At 66.2% G+C, this 16641-nt stretch carries 15 protein-coding genes and 1 pseudogene; 7 read left to right on the top strand and 9 right to left on the bottom strand.

Annotation, left to right across the window (positions count from 1 at the left end):
* Positions 1-10: 10 nt before the first annotated feature.
* The 6 genes from F3J15_RS01305 to F3J15_RS01280 form a co-directional block, all read right to left on the bottom strand.
* Complete coding sequence (locus F3J15_RS01305) at positions 11-907, bottom strand: MBL fold metallo-hydrolase (RefSeq protein WP_166886770.1); 897 nt, start codon at positions 905-907, stop codon at positions 11-13.
* Between the two features lie 5 nt (positions 908-912).
* A complete protein-coding gene (locus F3J15_RS01300) occupies positions 913-1911 on the bottom strand; it encodes a ketoacyl-ACP synthase III (RefSeq protein ID WP_069250183.1) in 999 nt (332 codons plus the stop codon).
* A complete protein-coding gene (locus F3J15_RS01295; protein WP_166887180.1) occupies positions 1908-3017 on the bottom strand; it encodes a 3-oxoacyl-ACP synthase III family protein in 1110 nt (369 codons plus the stop codon). Before F3J15_RS01295 ends, F3J15_RS01300 begins: the two co-directional genes overlap by 4 nt.
* A complete protein-coding gene (locus F3J15_RS01290; RefSeq protein WP_069250185.1) occupies positions 3017-3904 on the bottom strand; it encodes a hypothetical protein in 888 nt (295 codons plus the stop codon). Before F3J15_RS01290 ends, F3J15_RS01295 begins: the two co-directional genes overlap by 1 nt.
* Positions 3901-5556, bottom strand: a complete 1656-nt coding sequence (locus F3J15_RS01285) for an AMP-binding protein (protein WP_069250186.1) — start codon at positions 5554-5556, stop codon at positions 3901-3903. The genes F3J15_RS01290 and F3J15_RS01285 overlap by 4 nt, the downstream gene beginning before the upstream one ends.
* Before the next feature lie 718 nt (positions 5557-6274).
* Complete coding sequence (locus tag F3J15_RS01280; protein ID WP_166886767.1) at positions 6275-6946, bottom strand: TetR/AcrR family transcriptional regulator; 672 nt, start codon at positions 6944-6946, stop codon at positions 6275-6277.
* Positions 6947-7040: 94 nt separating this feature from the next.
* Here F3J15_RS01280 and F3J15_RS01275 point away from each other — a divergent pair, with 94 nt between their 5' ends.
* The gene (locus F3J15_RS01275) at positions 7041-7871 is read left to right on the top strand and encodes an NAD(P)H-binding protein (protein ID WP_166886764.1); all 831 of its coding nucleotides are present in this window, start codon (positions 7041-7043) and stop codon (positions 7869-7871) included.
* A complete protein-coding gene (locus F3J15_RS01270; protein WP_166886761.1) occupies positions 7868-8353 on the top strand; it encodes an anthrone oxygenase family protein in 486 nt (161 codons plus the stop codon). The genes F3J15_RS01275 and F3J15_RS01270 overlap by 4 nt, the downstream gene beginning before the upstream one ends.
* Before the next feature lie 18 nt (positions 8354-8371).
* Here F3J15_RS01270 and F3J15_RS01265 read toward each other — a convergent pair whose 3' ends face one another.
* The gene (locus tag F3J15_RS01265; protein ID WP_166886758.1) at positions 8372-9172 is read right to left on the bottom strand and encodes a helix-turn-helix transcriptional regulator; all 801 of its coding nucleotides are present in this window, start codon (positions 9170-9172) and stop codon (positions 8372-8374) included.
* Between the two features lie 90 nt (positions 9173-9262).
* Here F3J15_RS01265 and F3J15_RS01260 point away from each other — a divergent pair, with 90 nt between their 5' ends.
* Positions 9263-10171, top strand: a complete 909-nt coding sequence (locus F3J15_RS01260) for a DMT family transporter (protein ID WP_166886755.1) — start codon at positions 9263-9265, stop codon at positions 10169-10171.
* A 26-nt stretch (positions 10172-10197) separates the two neighbouring features.
* On the top strand, positions 10198-11145 hold the full coding sequence (locus F3J15_RS01255) for an ATP-binding protein (RefSeq protein ID WP_205190643.1): 948 nt from the start codon (positions 10198-10200) through the stop codon (positions 11143-11145).
* Between the two features lie 8 nt (positions 11146-11153).
* Here F3J15_RS01255 and F3J15_RS01250 read toward each other — a convergent pair whose 3' ends face one another.
* Positions 11154-12020: a DUF2071 domain-containing protein gene (locus F3J15_RS01250; protein WP_166886749.1), complete on the bottom strand. Its 867-nt coding sequence runs from the start codon at positions 12018-12020 to the stop codon at positions 11154-11156.
* A gap of 262 nt (positions 12021-12282) precedes the next feature.
* On the opposite strand from F3J15_RS01250, the pseudogene F3J15_RS37655 reads away from it, so the two are divergent.
* Both F3J15_RS37655 and F3J15_RS01240 read left to right on the top strand, forming a co-directional pair.
* Positions 12283-12405, top strand: a pseudogene (locus F3J15_RS37655) (IS3 family transposase); the annotation flags it as partial.
* Positions 12406-12561: 156 nt separating this feature from the next.
* On the top strand, positions 12562-13554 hold the full coding sequence (locus F3J15_RS01240; protein ID WP_166886743.1) for a formylglycine-generating enzyme family protein: 993 nt from the start codon (positions 12562-12564) through the stop codon (positions 13552-13554).
* Between the two features lie 42 nt (positions 13555-13596).
* Here F3J15_RS01240 and F3J15_RS01235 read toward each other — a convergent pair whose 3' ends face one another.
* On the bottom strand, positions 13597-14217 hold the full coding sequence (locus tag F3J15_RS01235) for a TetR family transcriptional regulator (RefSeq protein WP_089449313.1): 621 nt from the start codon (positions 14215-14217) through the stop codon (positions 13597-13599).
* 217 nt (positions 14218-14434) lie between these two features.
* Here F3J15_RS01235 and F3J15_RS38190 point away from each other — a divergent pair, with 217 nt between their 5' ends.
* On the top strand, positions 14435-16630 hold the full coding sequence (locus F3J15_RS38190; protein ID WP_205190634.1) for a glycoside hydrolase family 3 protein: 2196 nt from the start codon (positions 14435-14437) through the stop codon (positions 16628-16630).
* The last annotated feature ends 11 nt before the right edge of the window (positions 16631-16641 follow it).

Genomic DNA, 16641 nt, shown 5'->3' with positions numbered 1-16641 from the left:
CCGAAGGCGGCTATTCGGCGCGATGGAACAGGTCGATCATGTGCATCATGCTTTTGAGATGCAGGAAATGCGGTACCACCCGTTCGCTCCTTGCCGCATAACGTGCAGTCCAGTGATGGGCCAGCTCGTGCGTGGCGGCGGCGTTGCCGCGTACCGCCCGCGCGTCGGCCTCGCGCGCATCGAGGCATGCGCGTGCGTGCCGGACGGCCGAGCGGGCGAACTCGCCGGCGAGGATGCCGTGGTGTCCCAAGGCGAGCCGCGGCGGTTGCAGTTGCTCGATGACGTGCAGCGAGTGCCGATAGGCGAACAGGTCCTGAAAGACCAGCGGCAGCCAATGGGTGGCGCCGTGAAACTCGCCGAGCGCATCCGACACGAAACCGATGTCCAGCTGCGGGCAGTAGTAGCCGAACTGGCAACGGCTGTGGCCCGGCAGCGCGATCGTGCGAATCTGCATCCCGGCGCCGATGTCGAGCTGCGTGCCCGGATTGACCGGGTAGAACGGCAGGTCGGACAACTCGGTGAATTCCGCGTCGACTGCGAGCTGCCAAGACCGCGACGCGTGCGTGTCGAGCTGACGAATGGTTCGGCAGGCCGACGGGCTCTGGAACGCATCGAACGCGTCGGGAGAACCGGATACATGAAGCCACGGCATGCGCGACTTGAGCGTCATCAGCAGGCTGCAATGATCATAGTGCGAGTGGGTGATCAGCCAGTAGCGCAAATGCCGGATGCCGCCGAAGTCCCGCAGCAGGTCGTGAAGCTGCTGCCACACGAGCTCCGTCATGCCGCTCAGGCCGCCCTCGATCAGCGTCGCGGCTTCGTCGTTGACGATCACGTACAGCGGCACGTCGGCCGTGCCGGCGACGGCCAGCCGCGGCTCGATCCATCCCGTGGAAGCGTTCAGCATGTCGTTCAGCTCCGATAGAGCGCGCAGGCCCACGTCGCGCCCGCACCGTAGGTCACGAGGAGGTTGAGCTGCCCGGCCGGCATGCGGCCTTGCTCGCGCGCGAGGGCGAGCGCGACCGGAAACGCCGCACTGGCCATGTTGCCCAGCTGATCGACGGAAATCATGCACCGCTCGCGGGGCAGCCCGAGTTGCCCGATGACCGCGTCGAGGATGCGCAGGTTCGGCTGGTGCGGTACGACCAGGCCGATATCCGACAGCGTCAGCCGGTGCTTGTCGAGCATCTGCCGGCACGCGTCGACGATGCGCCGCGTGGCATCTTCGAACATCGGGCCGCCTTTCATCCGGAAATGGTGCCGGCCGGCCGCGATGTCGTCTTCGTCGATGAAGCGTGGGCGTCGCGCGCCGGGCGCTTCGGTGCTGAGCAGGTCGAACCGGGTGCCGTCGGCGCCGAGCGTCAGGTCGATCAGCCCGTGCGCCGGGTGGTCCGTCGCTTGCAGCAGCAGCGCGGCGGCGCCGTCGCTCAGCAGGATCGACAGGTTGCGGCCCGCATTGCTGGTGTCGATTCGCCGCGACAGAGCCTCGGCGCAGATCAGCAGCACGTTGCGATACAGGCCGCTCGCGAGGAAATGGCGCGCGATCTCGATCCCGTAGAGCCCGCCGCTGCATTGCGCGCGGATATCGAAGCACGGAATCTCCCGCAAGCCGAGCCGGGGCTGGATGTAGCACGCCTGCGACGGATCGTGATGATCCGGCGACAGCGTATTGACGATCAGCAGGTCGACGTCGTGCGCCGCGACGCCGGCGTCGGCCATCGCCCGCTCCGCGGCCGGGCAGGCGAGATCCGCCAGATCCTGATCGGGCGCGAGATAGCGTCGCGCCACGACGCCGGTGCGTTCGCGAATGAACGCGTCGCTGGTGTCGATCATGCCGGCGACTTCGTCGTTGCCGACGATCCGGTCGGGCAGCGCGTGGCCCATTCCGGCGATGACAAGTCGGGCGGTCATGCCTGCACCTCCTGCTCCGTCACGGCGGCGACGGCGTCGCCCGCATCGGTCACGACGGTTTCGCCCCAGCGCCACAATTGCGCGCCGAAGCCCCAGCCTGCGCCGGCCCCGGAAATCACGACCAACGATCCCGGCCGGATCACGCCTTCGCGGATCGACTCGTACAGGGCAAACGGCACGGCGGCCGACACGAGGCACGCGCAGTCGGCCACGCGAATCACGTATTGGTCGGGCTTGAGCCCGAGCCGTTGTGCCCATGCGCGCACGAGCAGCGCCGACGGCTGATGGAACACCATCGCGTCGACATCGGCGACGCGGGTTCCGCTCCGCTGCAACAGCTGCTCGACGATATCGGGAATGGCCACGGGCATGAAGCGGGCGATTGCTTCCTGCGCTTCGGGCTTGAGCGTGAAATACACGCCGAACGGGTTGTCGGCGTCGGTTACGGCGTCATCGTCCGTCGCGGCGTGCGCGTGACGCCACTGCATCGTCACGAGGTCATAGTGCGTGGCATCGCTGCGATACGCGGCATCCAGCCAGTCGGCGCCGTCGGGATCGGCTAGCTCGGCGACGAGCACGGCCGCGGCCGCGCCGTCACCGAAGTTCGTCGACGATTTGCTGGTGTAGTCGACCACCGCCGACATGCGCTCCGACGAGCACACCAGCGCACGCTTCACCCGTCCCTGCTTGATGAGGTTGGCGGCGATCTGCAGTTGCAGCACGAAGCTCGCGCATTCCATCTCGACATCGGCGTCGAGCGCGCGCGTGGCGCCGAGCCGGTCGCGCAGCGTGCGTGCCAGGCGCGGCGCGAAACGGCGCCGGCCGTCCGCGAGCGAGACGAACGGCGACGTCATGTTGAACAGCACCAGATCGAGGTCGGCGGCCTCCACGCCGGCACGGGCAAGCGCGTCGCGGGCCGTGCGTTCGGCGAGCGCAAGCTCGGATTCGCCGGCGGCGGGATCGATCATGTAGCGCGATTCGATGCCCCAGAATTGCCACCATTCCGACGGAATGGGCTCGACGCCCGCGAAGACGGGATCGTCGTTGGGCACCTGGCGTGCCGGCAGGCGGCAGGCGAGACTTGCGATTCGGACGTTGTGCACTATCAGACCTCCATCGTGCTGCAGGCAATGCGCGGCCTGAACGGATCCAGCGTCATGGCGACCACCGTACGTTCATCGTCACGCAACGACATCGAATGGGCGACGCGGGACGAGAGCCACGCCGGCAACTGGAACGGGTTCGGGATGTCCGTCGAACCGGCGACGACATCGACGTGGAAATCGCGGCCCACGTCGATGGCGATCGATGGCCATCCGCTCAACCACGATTCGCAGAACAGCGGAGTGGCGCGCCGGTCGCCGCGGCTCTGCATCGCGTCGACCATCGTGCGCACCACGGTGGCCGCATGGGCCGGTTCAGCGTCGAATCGACCGGTTGCGGGATTGAACCGGCTCTCGAAGCGGGCCAGTGACAGGACGCCGTTCGCGCGTCGCGGGGGAAGGGCGTCGAGCGTCGCGAACGGGGGCGCGTCGAGATCCGCGTAGCGGCACGGATGGTCGCGCTGCTGGCCGTCAGGCGTCAGGACGATCGCACCCGCGCCGTCGGCGAAGCCGCTCGTGGCCGCCTGTTCGACGTCCGCAAGTGCCTCCGCGCGAACGACGAGCGCGCGCCGGTAGCCGAGCTGCTTGCAATGGCTTTGCGCGAGATCGAGTGCGAGCGTCCAGTCCGCGTCGAGCAGATCGAACACGGCCGCATGCCGCGCACGCAGGTCGCGCTGCACCGGGTGCGCGAGCCGCGGCCCGGCGATCGTTGGCGAGTCCGCCATCCTGCTGGGCGAAATCGACAGGCTGACGATCAGATCCAGTTCCGACGGCAGGCAACCGGCTTGCCGCAGCGCCTGCCTGGCGGCGTTGATCGCGTAATCGTTGGCACAGGATTGCGCGGTGGTCGCGGGGTCCGGAATGGCCACCGCGGCTCCGAGAATTTTCATAGGGCGTGCTCGTTCTGGACGGTTTGATTCAGGGGATGCGTCGCGCCATGACCGGCCTGCCGGAGCACGGCGCGGCGCAATTTGCCCGATTCGTTACGCGGCAGGCCGCCGGCGTGATAGGTCATCCGATGCGGACATTTGTACGGCGCAATCACGCTCTTGACGTGCTGCTGCAGTTGCGTCGTCAACCCCTCCGAGCCATCGACGCCCGGCCGCAGCACCACATGCGCGCAGATGAGCGTGCCGCCCCGTTCGTCGATCTGTCCGACGACGGCGCACTCGGCGATAGCGGGATGGCGCAGCAGCGCCTGCTCCACTTCGCCGGGGGATACCGTGTAACCGGAGCTGATGATCATGTCGTCGGCGCGCGCCTGATAGAACAGATAGCCATCCTCATCGAGGTAAGCGCTGTCGCCCGTCAGGTTCCAGCCGTGCTTGACGTAGTCGCGTTGCCGCGCGTCATTCAGGTAGCGGCACCCGGTCGGCCCCTGCACGGCCAGATAACCGATTTCGTAGGGCGGCAGGCGTTGGCCGTGCTCGTCCACGACGGCGAGGCGGTAACCGGGCACCGCCTTGCCGATCGCGCCGTCCTTTGCGCCGGTGTCGGCCGTGGACGCGAAGATATGCAGCATCTCGGTCGCCCCGATTCCGTCGATCAGGTGCAGGCCGGTGCGCGCCTGCCATGCGTCGCGCGTCCACGACGGGAGCGCTTCACCCGCCGACACGCATTTGCGCAGGGACGACGCATCGTGCCCGTCGAGATGGTCGAGCATGGCCCGATAGGCCGCCGGCGCCGTAAACAGGATGCTGACCCGATGGCGGCCGACGGCGGCCAGCAGTCGTTCCGGGTTCGCTTTCTGCAACAGCACGACGCTTGCGCCGACACTGATCGGAAACAGCAGCAGCGCGCCGAGGCCGAACGTAAACGCGAGCGGCGGCGACCCGCAGAAGACATCATCGGCCGTGGGCTTGAGCACGTGCTGCGGAAAGCAGTGGCAGGCCGCCATCACGTCGCGATGAAAATGAACCGTGGCCTTCGGTTCCCCGGTCGTCCCCGACGTGAATGCGATGAGACAAGGATCGTCCGCGCGCGTATCGGCGGCTGCGAATGCCGCCGAGTATCCGTCGAGCCAGCGCGCATGCGGATGCATGTCGTCCGTCTCGTAGCGCCGAACGTCGCCGTGCCACTGCGTGCGTGCCATCGCCGCGTCGAGCTCGGCCGAGAGCCCGGCTTCGCAGATGACGTGCGTGACCCGGGCTCGCCCGATGATGGGCGCCAGTTCTCCCGCGCGCAGCTTCGGCATCGTCGCGACGGCCACGCCGCCGGCCTTGACCACGCCGAACCATGCGGCGGCCAGCATCGGGTGGTTGGCGCCGTGCAACAGCACCCGATTGCCGGCCACCAGGCCCGCATCGCGGACCAGCATGTTCGCGATCCGGTTACCGGCATCGCGCAAATCGCGATACGACCACGTGATGCCCGACTCGGTCCTGATCGCAACGCGATCGCCCCAGCCCCGTTCCTCGACTGCGGTATCCAGCAGCGCGGCGGCACAATTGAGAAACGGCGGGAACTGCAGCCCCGGCAAGTCAAAGACGAACGTCGGCCAGTCTTCGGCAGGGGGCAGGTTCGCGCGGCAAAAGTCGTCCATCGTCAGCGCTCGCAAGAGTGTGAGTGTGAAGTCCGCGATAGAGGTGCTGCGCGGGCCGGGCCCTGGGATCGGGCCCGGCCCGCGCAACCTGAATCGCGATGCCAAAGAGACGTGGTCGGGGCGACGGGCACGGGTCGCCGGGCGACGCACGGAGAGCCCGGTCAATCACATGATGGCTTGCCGGTCTTTATGGATTTATTCCATCTCATTAGATTCAAGGAAATGATCAATAATCGATCGATTTAATTCAAATCGCTTGGGTTTTTGAATTGGGTGATCGACTTGGTGGGTTTGAAAACGTGCCGTAAGCTTAGCGGAAGAAAAATCGGAAAGTAAACGGTCAAAGGGGTTGGTGATCTGAATTATTTGCTGAAATCGATTCCATTAATCGTCGACACTTTGTTGAATTATCGATTTCGGTTAACCATCATGCGCTTTGTTGACTGCGGTGGCGTTTGGTCGCCGGGGCGCTGAATAAAGCCCAGGGGCGTTCACCAAGGCGAAACGCGCATCGTGTCACGAAGTAGATTGCCCGCACGAGCGGTGAAAGACCCGCACTCTCGGGAGCAGCGGGTTATCGAGTCGATCAGGATGGAAAATCAGGGATTCGAGCGTCAGGGTCTCGGATTGCGCGGTGATGGATTTTGTAATCGTATTAACGAATATTTAATTTCGAGTGATGAATCGGAATGTCTCGACTTGAAGAGTCGAGCACATCCTAGCCATCAAGCATCGATAAATCTTGCGGCAATGTCCGCTTGAACATCACAAGAATCACGCGCGCCGCCTTCGGCGGCAGCGTGATCGCATGGCGCACGGCCGCCGCGATCTGGATCATCATCAGCTCGGCGAATGCGCTTCGTTGCGCATGCGGGATATCGGGCGCCACTTCGCCCAGCGCATCCGCGAACAACCCCGCCAGGAATTCCCCGTCTGCCCGGTCGAGTGCCTGCAACGCGCGGTCGGCCTGCGTGGCCCGCCAGATGTCGCGCATCAGCGGCTCGTCGACGAACATCCGGTAGTAGCTGTCCGTGATGCGGGCGAGCGTGGCGTGCAGGTCGTCGAGCGTCTTCATCGTCGCGAGGTCGCGTCGCACGCAGACGTGGCCGGCTTCGTTGTAGCGCTCCGCGAGCGTGCCGATTACGGCCGCCTTGTCCGGAAAGTACTGGTACAGCGAGCCGAACGAGATGCCCGTGCGTTCGACGATGTCGCTCATCCGGAACGCATCGCAGCCTTTCTCGATCATCACCTCCGACGCGCATGCGAGGATGCGCTCGAACCGCTCGCGGCTGCGCTGCTGCGTCGGCACCAGGCGTGCACGTGCCGGCGTATCCGCCGTGTCTGCAGTTGCGGCAGGCCCGTCGTTCTGCCCCGATTTTTGTCGGCCCATGCCGCCTCCAGAAAAACTTGACCGTGCTAATGCGAGAGTCTATCGTGTTTTTTAAACGCGAGACATTCTCGTATTTTGGTCAAAGGAGACGGTCATGTCGGCACTTCCCACCCTCATCGTCGGCGGTTCGGGCAAGACGGGCGCCCGCGTCGATGCCCGGCTGCGTGCGCGCGGCATCGCGACCCGGCCCGTGTCGCGCACGTCGGCCGTCCGCTTCGACTGGACGGCGCCCGACACGTGGCCGGCCGCACTCGACGGCGTATCGGCCGCGTACGTGACCTACCAGCCCGACCTGGCCGTCGAAGGCGCGGTGGACGCGATCGCCGCATTCTCGCGGCTTGCGCGGAAAAGCGGCGTCGAGCGCGTGGTGCTGCTGTCCGGGCGCGGCGAGCCCCGCGCGCAGGCCGCCGAGGCTGTGCTGCAGGCGTCGGGCGTGGATTGGGGCGTGGTGCGCGCGAGCTGGTTCAACCAGAACTTCTCCGAGGGCTACCTGATCGACGGCGTGCTGGCCGGTGAAGTCGCGCTGCCGGCCGGCGCGGTGCGCGAGCCGTTCGTCGACGCGGACGACATCGCGGACGTCGCGGTGGCCGCGCTCACCGACGCGCGCTTCGCGAACCGCGTGATCGAGGTCACGGGCCCGCGCGCGCTGACGTTCGCCGAAGCGGTCGCCGAAATCGCGCGGGCCGCGGGCCGGCCGGTCGTCTATCGCGAGATTCCGGCCGATGCGTTCGTCGCTGGACTGCGCGAGGTCGGCGTGCCGGAACCGGTCGTCGCGCTGCTCGACGATCTGTTCAGCGTGGTGCTCGACGGGCGCAACAGCGCGGTGACGCACGGCATCGAAGAGACGCTCGGGCGGCCGGCGCGCGATTTCACCGACTATGCGCGCGCGACGGCCGCCACCGGCGTGTGGAGCGCACGATCATGATCGCGTTCGCGACCGCCGCCTTGCTGTGGGGCTCGGCCATCGGCTGCGGGCTGATGGCCGGCGTGTATTTCGCGTTCTCGACGTTCGTGATGACGTCGCTCGGACGGATCGCGCCGCAGGCCGGCGTGGCCGCGATGAACGCGATCAACGTCGACATCGTGCGTTCGCCGTTCATGCCGCTGTTCCTTGTCACGACGCTGATGGCGCTCGCACTGGTCGTGCTCGCGCTGTTCAATCGCGAGCAGCCGGGCGCGATGCTGGCCGTCGCCGGCGGCGTGCTGTACGTGTTCGGGATGTTCGCGGTGACGATGGCCGTCAACGTGCCGCTCAACGATGCGCTCGCCGCGGCCGATCCGTCGACCGCGCAGGGCGCGGCGCTGTGGACGCGCTACGTGCACGACTGGACGATGTGGAATCACGTGCGCACGGTGGCGTCGGCCGCCGCGTGCGTGTTTTTCATCGCGGGGATCGCGGCGCGGTAGCGGGGGGCGAGATATGCGCTACGCATAGAACGCCGACGGCGACACGCCGAAATGTCGCTTGAACATCGCGGAAAACGCGCTCTGGCTGCTGTAGCCGTGATCCATCGCGACGGTCAGCACCTTCTCGCCGTGCGCGAGACGCTTGAGCGCGAGCAGCAGCCGCGCCTGTTCGCGCCAGCGGCGGAAGCTGAGCCCCGTCTCGCGCTGGAACGCGCGATGCAGCGTACGGACCGACAGGCCGAGCAGGTCGCCCCATTCTGCGATCGTGCGCGTGTCGTCGGGCGCGGCGACGAGCGCGTCGCAGATCGTGCGCAGGCGCGGGTCGTGCGGCCACGGCAGGTACAGCGGCAGCAGCGGCGCGACCGTCACCTCGGCGAGCAGCAGGTGTATCAGGTGATCGTGGCGCGAGCCCGGCGCATAGTCGAGCGGCACGTCCACTGCGGCGAGGATCAGCTCGCGCAGCAGCGGATGCACTTCCACGACGCAGCTCCGCGCGGGCAGGTGCTCGACCGCGCCCGGTTCGACGAACACGGTGCGCATCTGCACGTCGCCGCTCATCTGCACCGTGTGGTCGAGACCGGCTTCGAGCCACACGCCGCGCGTCGGCGGCACGACCCACGACGCGCCTTCGGACTGCACGTGCATCACGCCCTCGATCGCATAGAGCAACTGCGCGCGGCGATGCCGGTGCGGCGCGATCGACGTGCCGTGCGCGTACGTCGCCGCCATCGCCGATACGGGCATCGGCGTCGATTCGAAGCGCAGGTGGGCACCGGGCGGAGTGGACTCGAGTGTCCGATTGGCGACAAGTCGTGACATTTTGGCGTGAGACAGGCAGTTGGGCGGGCGGGCACGATGGCGTTCCCATCCACGCCAGCCCCCTGTCAGGATATTAATCCGTCGAATGCGATGAACAAGTCTCCTTTTCTGTTTCCCTTCTGCGCGATCGCGCTGTGGGCCGGCAACGTGGTCGTGTCGAAGCTGTCGGCGTCGACGATCGACCCGTCGGCGATCACCTTCTACCGGCTGCTGCTCGCCGTCGCGCTGATGAGCGTGTTCACGCTGCGCTCCGCGTGGCGCAATCGCGCGGTGCTCGTCGCGCACCTGCCGAAGCTCGCGGTGCTCGGCTTTCTCGCGATGGCGCTGTTCCAGAGCCTGTCCTACGAGGCCGCGAAAACGACGAGCGCAACCAACATGGCGATCATCACGGCGCTCGTGCCGCTGATGACGATGCTGCTCAGCTCGCTGCTGCTCGGCGATGTGCCGGGCGCGGGCATGGTGGGCGGCGGGGTGCTGTCGCTCGCGGGCGTGGTCTACCTGATCGCCGAGGGGCACCCGACGACGATCGCCGCGCGCGGCGTGCACACGGGCGACCTGCTGATGCTGGCCGCGTCGGCCGCCTATGCGCTGTACGGTGTGCTGCTCAAGCGCTGGCGTATCGGTGCGCTGCCGGCGTGGCAGTCGACCTACGTGCAGGCGCTTGCCGCGCTCGTCTTCATGGTGCCGATGCTGCTGCGCTTGCCCGCGCAGGCGGCGTGGCCGACGCGTGCGAGCGTGCCGCTGATCCTGTATGCGGGCGTGCTGGCGTCGGTGGTGCTGCCGTATCTGTGGATGCAGGGCGTGCGGCTGCTCGGCCCGAGCCGTTGCGCGATGTTCATGAACCTGTTGCCGGTGATGACGGCCGGCGGCGCGATCGTGCTGCTCGGCGAATCGCTGAAGCTGTATCACCTGATCGGCGGCGGCATCGCGCTCGTCGGCGTCGCGATCGGGCAGCGCTTCCCGTTCCAGGCGAGTGCATCGCAAGGCGTGCGGCAATGAGCGGCGACCGCGATTTGCAGAACCTGATGGGCGCGCTGCCGGACGTGCGTGCAGCCGTCGACGGCCCGGGGCTCGCGTATCAGCTCGAACGGATTGCCACCGCGCTCGAGGCGCTGGCAGGCACCGGCCAGCCGGCACCCGTCGACTTCGACGCGGCCGTTGCATTCCGCTGGCGCGGCTTCGATGGCGGGCCGCGAGCGGCGCCGCTCGAACCGATCGCGGCGCCCGCGCTCATCGCGTTCGATGCGCTGCGCAACGTCGAGCGACAGGTGGCGATCGTCGAACGGAACACGCGGCAATTCGTGCGCGGCTTCGCGGCGAATCACGTGCTGTTGACCGGCGCGCGCGGCACCGGGAAGTCGTCGATCGTGAAGGCGTGCGTGCACGCGTTCGCGCCGCACGGGCTGCGGCTGATCGAAGTCGGCAAGGAGCAGTTGAGCGATCTGCCGGCGATCGTCGAGCTGGTGCGGGCGCGGTCCGAACGATACATCGTGTTCTGCGACGACCTGTCGTTCGAGGCGGGCGAGACCGGCTACAAGGAACTGAAGACGGTGCTCGACGGCTCGGTCGCGAGCGACCTGTCGAACGTGCTCGTGTACGCGACGTCGAACCGCCGCCACCTGATGCCCGAGCAGGTGAGCGACAACGCGAATGTGTCGCGCGCGGAGAACGGCGAGCTGCATCCCGGCGACGCGGTGGAGGAGAAGATTTCGTTGTCCGAGCGATTCGGGATCTGGGTGACGTTCTACGGGTTCACGCAGGACGCGTATCTGGCTGTTGTCGACAGCCGGCTGCGCGAGGCCGGGTTCGATGCGGAGCAGATTCGTGCGGCGCGCGAACCGGCGCTGCAGTGGGCGCTGGAACGGGGGGCTCGGTCGGGGCGGATCGCCGCGCAGTTCGTGCGGGATTATGCGGGGCGGCTCGCGGACGAGGGCGACGGGAGCGAACCCGCGCACGCGTGGCGCACGGGTTGAGCAGGGCGCTACAACACCCGTTCCGACAATACCTTGAACGCGACATCGGGGACGACGAAGCACATCGGTTCGCCGGTCGCGCCGATGCGCGTGAGGAACTCGCCGCCGCCGATCGGTTCGACAGGCTTCAGCGGCCGAACGGCGTCGATGTCGATCGGCAGGTCGATCGACGCATGGGCGAGGCCGTCGCAGTCCGCGACATGCGCGACGGCCGCGTGCTGCAGCGAGAGGTAAGCGATGGCGTTGCGCCAGCTTTCGAAGAAAGGCGCGAACGCCGCGGGCAGCGTGTAGTCGTCCGACAGGGCCGCCGAGCAGTGGAAATCGGGCGCGCTTCCTCTGCCGCCGGACAGCAGCGTTCGATACCGCCCGTCCTGCGCGGCATGCGTGAAGCGCTCGGCAAGATGCGACGGCAGCGCGTCGCTGAAGAGCCGGCTGCCGAGCGCATAGAGCGGATGGTCGAACACGTTCTTGACGAACAGCACCGTGCGATCGGCCGGCCTACCGCCCGGCAGCGCATCGACGTAAAGCCGCCAGTTGCTTTGCAGCGGCGACGGGAATACGCGTCGCAGCGGGCCCGCGATACGCGGGCCGAAATGGCGGTGTGCATAGGTGAGGACCGTGAACGGCGTGCGGCCGTCGCGGCTCGCGAGCGTGACGCCGCGCGGCACGAGGTGGGCGACCGCGGTGACGTCGACGAGCCACGTGCAGTACACGACGTTCTCGACCTCGCTCGCGAGCTGCAGAAACGGCAGGCGCGACAGCAGCGCGCGGCGTGTGCGCAGCAGCGGGCGGCTCGCGACGAGCCGGTTGACGAGGCGGCCGATGGGGCCGGCGGATGGGTAAACAAAGGCGTTGTCTTGGCGCATGAGCGGCATTGTGCCGGTGGCGCGAAGCGGGTGGAAGAGGCGTCGCGGCGCCCCTGTCGGAACTGTCAGTGTCCGCCTGTGACGGTCAGAGATCGTGGATGACCTGCGCGACGAACGCCGCGATGCCCGAGTCGTTGCGGGCAACGAAGTGCCACTGGCCGACGATCGTTACGCGGGTGCCGTTTTGCCATTGAAAGCAGAGTGCGTCATGTCCTTTCAAGGTGCTGCGCTGAAGGCCCTCGTCACGTCGGTCCGGTACGAGCGCCATGGCGTAGTCGGCGTGCGCAAGGTCTGGCATCCGTTGCTGTGCGACGGTGTGAAGGTCGCGCGGTGCACGGTCGGCCGTTTGATGAAGGCGACGGGCGTCGAAAGTGTGCGGCGTGGACGTCGCATCGAGATTGCCTGGCGGTTGACGGGTTGTCGCATTCGATTGCCGCCGAGCCATTTTCTTCCTCCGCGGGCTGCGTCGATTTTTTCGGCTTGACCGCGGGCGTGCTCGCGGCGAATATTTATCCAATCGGATAAATGACGCCGATGAAGGAGAACGGACTTGAGCGAATCGGATCGACCGGTCGCTGGCGCGCGCGCGTGTTGCGCGCCGCGGCGTGAAAATTCATGTGAAGGTGTTGCGGCCCCGGTGTCCGAGCCCGAGCGGCTGGTGCATGCGGCGCCGGCGAATGTGCGTGCGTGGGGAGAAAGCGCCGTCTGGTTCGACGGCGGGGCCAGTTGGGTGGGCACCGATGCGCCGGTCATCAAGGCGGATGGCGAGGGGCCGCGTCGGAAGGTGCATCTGAGGTCGTTCGGTATCGATCGGCATGCCGTGACGAACGAGCGATTCGCGGCGTTCGTCTCGGCGACCGGATATCAAACGGATGCCGAGCGATTCGGATGGAGCTACGTGTTCGACGCCTTTCTCGAACCGGACTGCGTTGCCGAGGCGCCGGCGCACGTGCCCTGGTGGCGGTCGGTGCCGGGGGCGTACTGGGCCGCACCGGAAGGGCCGTCTTCGTCGCTTGACGGGCGCGGCATGCATCCGGTCATCCATGTTTCCTGGAACGACGCGGCCGCGTTTGCCAGCTGGTGCGGAGGGCGTTTGCCGACCGAGGCCGAATGGGAGCATGCGGCGCGAGGCGGCCCCGGTGCCCGACGCTTTCCCTGGGGAGACGAGGAGCCGGCGGAAGACGCGATCTACTGCAACATCTGGCAAGGCCGTTTTCCCGATCGGTATAGCGGCGGCGACCGCTCCTTTGGAACGGTGCGGGTCGATGCGTTCGCGCCGAATTCGGCGGGCCTCTACAACTGTAGCGGCAACGTCTGGGAGTGGTGCGCGGATCCGTTCCGCGTCAGGTCGTTGTCGAGCGCCGGCAAGGCGAGGGATCGACAGGCGGTTTCGGATCGGGAGCACACGCTGAAAGGCGGCTCATACCTGTGCCATCGAAGCTATTGCTATCGCTACCGGATCGCGGCCCGCACAGGGCGGCCCAGGGATACTTCCGCCGGGCACACGGGGTTTCGCGTGGCTTACGATCCGGCGCCGAAGTAAGGCCGGGCCCGACGGCCTGCCGTCGGGCCCGGTGGAGTGCCGTCAGCGAAAGATGAACGCCAGCACGGCTTCGCAATGGGCTTCGACGGCCTTTTCCCGCATCGCGTTGACGCCGTGCGCGTATTTGATTTCGGCGGTCAGCAGATACGGGATCTGCGCGATCGCGGTGATCATGTACAGGAGCGTGACGGGATCGATCTTTTCGAGCCCCTTCGTTTGCGCGCTCACCTGTTCGATCAGCGGAATGGTGAGGTCGTGGCGTGGGCGAATGAACGTCTGCGCCATCCACTTCAATCGTTCGGAGTCGCGATTGGCTTCCTGCATCATCAGGCGTGCGTGTTCCGGATACTTCGCGCAATACCGGACGTAGTTCCGGATGTATTCCTTCACGGTGTCGACGGAGATCCGCTCCACATCCGCCCCGGGCGGCTTCGCCTGTTCCATGAAGCGGTCGAAGAGGTAGGTCACGCTTTCCCGCCACAGATTTTCCTTGCTACCGAAGTAGTAGCGAATCATCGCGTGATTGACGCCGGCCGTATCAGCGATATCGCGCACGCTCACCGCATCGAAGCCGTGGGTCGAAAACTGCTCGAGCGCAATGCTCAGGATCTCTGCCCGCGTCTGCTCGCTTCGTTCCTGCTGAGCCTGTCTGACCATCTGCATCGCAACGTTTCCTGAGTCGAGTCATCCGGATTGTGCCATTTCGTCCGAATGGTTCGCAACGCCATGGCGGGTCCGCATGCATGGCGGCGTGCGCCGTCAGTCCCGATCGCCAACGCATTCGACGGGCGTCGGGGAAAGCCCTAGGGGCGATGGATATGCATTGCGCTTGACGGCGGCGTGGGCATATCTATAAATTATCCACTCGGATAGTTATTGAATGAAACGACCCCCCATGACGCTTATCGATCGTGACGCCGGCATCGAATCCTCGAACGCGTTGCTTCAATCCTCCTTGCCTTCACCCATGGCGGCGATTGCCGATCCTGACGAACGCGCCCGTGAAGTCGAAGCCCGCATGACGGACGACGAACGGTTCTCGATGTTGTACAGCCTGATGATGCATATCTTCGGCACGAACGCGCGCGAACCGCGTGTGCCGGCGCACGTTCCCGCCATCGCCGGATATGTCCAGGGCGTTCCGCGGCTGGGCATTCCGCCGCTGCTGCTTGCCGATACCAGTCTTGGCGTGCGGGCGACCCATGATGCGAACGACACGGCCACTGCGCTGCCGGCGGGCCTTGCGCTCGGCGCCACGTTCGATCCGGCGCTGGCGCGGGCGGCGGGGTCGCTGATCGGCAAGGAAATGCGCGAGCGTGGCTTCAACGTCGCGCTCGGCGGCGGCATCAACCTGGTGCGCGAGGTGCGCAACGGCAGGAATTTCGAATACGTGTCGGAAGATCCGCTCCTGTCGGGCAAGCTCGGTGCCGGCCTGGTGTCCGGTACGCAGGCCGAAGGGGTCGTCGCGTTGGTGAAGCACGTATCGCTCAATGCGAGCGAAACCAACAAGTTCTTTCTGGATGCGATCATCGATCCGGCCGCGCATCGGGAGAGCGATCTTCTCGCGTTCCAGATCGCGATCGAGGATGGCCGGCCCGGCGCGTTGATGGCTGCATACAATCTCGTCAACGGCGAATATGCGTGCGGTAACAAGCGGCTCCTGCAGGACACCGTCAAGGACGCGATGGGTTTCAAGGGCTGGGTGATGTCCGACTGGCGTGCGGTCAACAGCTGGGATTTCGCGCTCAAGGGCCTGGACCAGCATTCCGGCGCCCAGCTCGACGAATGCGAATGGTTCAATGAACCGTTGCGCCGCGCGTTCGACGAAGGCCGTGTTCCCCGGGAACGGATCAGCGAGATGGTGCAACGCATGTTGCGTTCGTACTTTGCCGTGGGCATCGACCGGCAATCGGCCGCCGAGCCGATCGATGCGAACGCGCATAACGACGTGGCACTGGAGATTGCCCGTAAAGGCATCGTCTTGTTGCAGAACCGTGATGCGATGTTGCCGCTCGCCCGGAACACGAGACGGATCGGGCTGATCGGTGGCTTCGCGCAGGTCGGTGTCCTGTCGGGGTCCGGTTCGAGCCAGGTCCGGCCGCGCGGCGGATACGCGGCGGAAGTGCCGTTCAGAAGCCATCCGTTGCTCGGGGCGACGTCGATGTGCTTTTCCGGGCCGTCGCCACTTGCCGAGCTGCGTGCGCGCCTGCCCGGAACCACGATCGATTTCGACAGCGGTGCGCATATTGCCGATGCGGTGGCGCTGGCTGCAAAGGCCGAAATCGTGATCGTGAACGCAATCCGGCACGAGGGGGAGCGTTTCGATTGTCCGGACATGACGTTGCCGTATGGCCAGGATGATTTGATCGATGCGGTGGCGCGCGTGAATCCGAATGTCGTCGTCGTGCTGCAGACCGGCAACCCGATCGCGATGCCGTGGCGAGACAAGGTGCGCGCCATCGTTCAGGCCTGGTTCCCGGGGCAGGCCGGCGCACAGGCGATTGCCGAAGTGTTGACGGGGGAAGTCAACCCTTCTGGGCGTCTGCCCGTCACGTTCCCCGTCAGCGTCGATCAAACACCGCATCCGCGCTTGCCCGGCGCGGATGTCGAACTCGGCACGCCGATTCAGGTTCGCTATGACGAAGGCGCCGAAGTCGGATACCGCTGGTTCGCGCAGCGAGGCAACCGGCCGATGTTCGCTTTCGGTCACGGGATGAGCTATACGGATTTTGCATACAGCGATTTCGCGGTGAGCGGTGGCGACACGGTAACGGCGAGCTTTACCGTCACCAATACCGGCCCGCGCGACGGCGACGACGTTCCGCAGCTGTATCTGACCCATGCGGCCGAAGGGATGCGCATGCGCCTGCTCGGTTTCGAGCGCGTCTGGCTGCGTGCCGGCGCGTCGGTCAGGGTGAGCATGATCGCGGATCCACGCTTGCTCGGTTGTTTCGACGAAACATCGGGGCGGTGGCGCATCCGGGAAGGGGACTATCGGATTGCGCTCGCCCGTTCAGCGGTGCATCACGTCGTCGATGCGACGGTCCGGCTCGAGCATCGTGAATTCGGCAGGTAAGCAGCAGGCGG

Origin of the sequence: Burkholderia sp. Ap-955 (assembly GCF_011753045.1) — a bacterium.
Classification (GTDB): domain Bacteria; phylum Pseudomonadota; class Gammaproteobacteria; order Burkholderiales; family Burkholderiaceae; genus Burkholderia; species Burkholderia lata_D.
The sequence above is the reverse complement of the archived record's forward strand: the minus strand, read 5'-3'. Positions and strand labels throughout refer to the sequence as shown.

Excerpts from the sequence above, each read along its gene's own strand:
- F3J15_RS01305 (WP_166886770.1), bottom strand. The coding sequence starts at position 907 with ATGCTGAACGCTTCCACGGGATGGATCGAGCCGCGGCTGGCCGTCGCC.
- F3J15_RS01300 (WP_069250183.1), bottom strand. The coding sequence starts at position 1,911 with ATGACCGCCCGACTTGTCATCGCCGGAATGGGCCACGCGCTGCCCGAC.
- F3J15_RS01290 (WP_069250185.1), bottom strand. The coding sequence starts at position 3,904 with ATGAAAATTCTCGGAGCCGCGGTGGCCATTCCGGACCCCGCGACCACC.
- F3J15_RS01285 (WP_069250186.1), bottom strand. The coding sequence starts at position 5,556 with ATGGACGACTTTTGCCGCGCGAACCTGCCCCCTGCCGAAGACTGGCCG.
- F3J15_RS01280 (WP_166886767.1), bottom strand. The coding sequence starts at position 6,946 with ATGGGCCGACAAAAATCGGGGCAGAACGACGGGCCTGCCGCAACTGCA.
- F3J15_RS01275 (WP_166886764.1), top strand. The coding sequence starts at position 7,041 with ATGTCGGCACTTCCCACCCTCATCGTCGGCGGTTCGGGCAAGACGGGC.
- F3J15_RS01270 (WP_166886761.1), top strand. The coding sequence starts at position 7,868 with ATGATCGCGTTCGCGACCGCCGCCTTGCTGTGGGGCTCGGCCATCGGC.
- F3J15_RS01265 (WP_166886758.1), bottom strand. The coding sequence starts at position 9,172 with ATGTCACGACTTGTCGCCAATCGGACACTCGAGTCCACTCCGCCCGGT.
- F3J15_RS01260 (WP_166886755.1), top strand. The coding sequence starts at position 9,263 with ATGAACAAGTCTCCTTTTCTGTTTCCCTTCTGCGCGATCGCGCTGTGG.
- F3J15_RS01255 (WP_205190643.1), top strand. The coding sequence starts at position 10,198 with ATGGGCGCGCTGCCGGACGTGCGTGCAGCCGTCGACGGCCCGGGGCTC.
- F3J15_RS01250 (WP_166886749.1), bottom strand. The coding sequence starts at position 12,020 with ATGCCGCTCATGCGCCAAGACAACGCCTTTGTTTACCCATCCGCCGGC.
- F3J15_RS01235 (WP_089449313.1), bottom strand. The coding sequence starts at position 14,217 with ATGCAGATGGTCAGACAGGCTCAGCAGGAACGAAGCGAGCAGACGCGG.
- F3J15_RS38190 (WP_205190634.1), top strand. The coding sequence starts at position 14,435 with ATGAAACGACCCCCCATGACGCTTATCGATCGTGACGCCGGCATCGAA.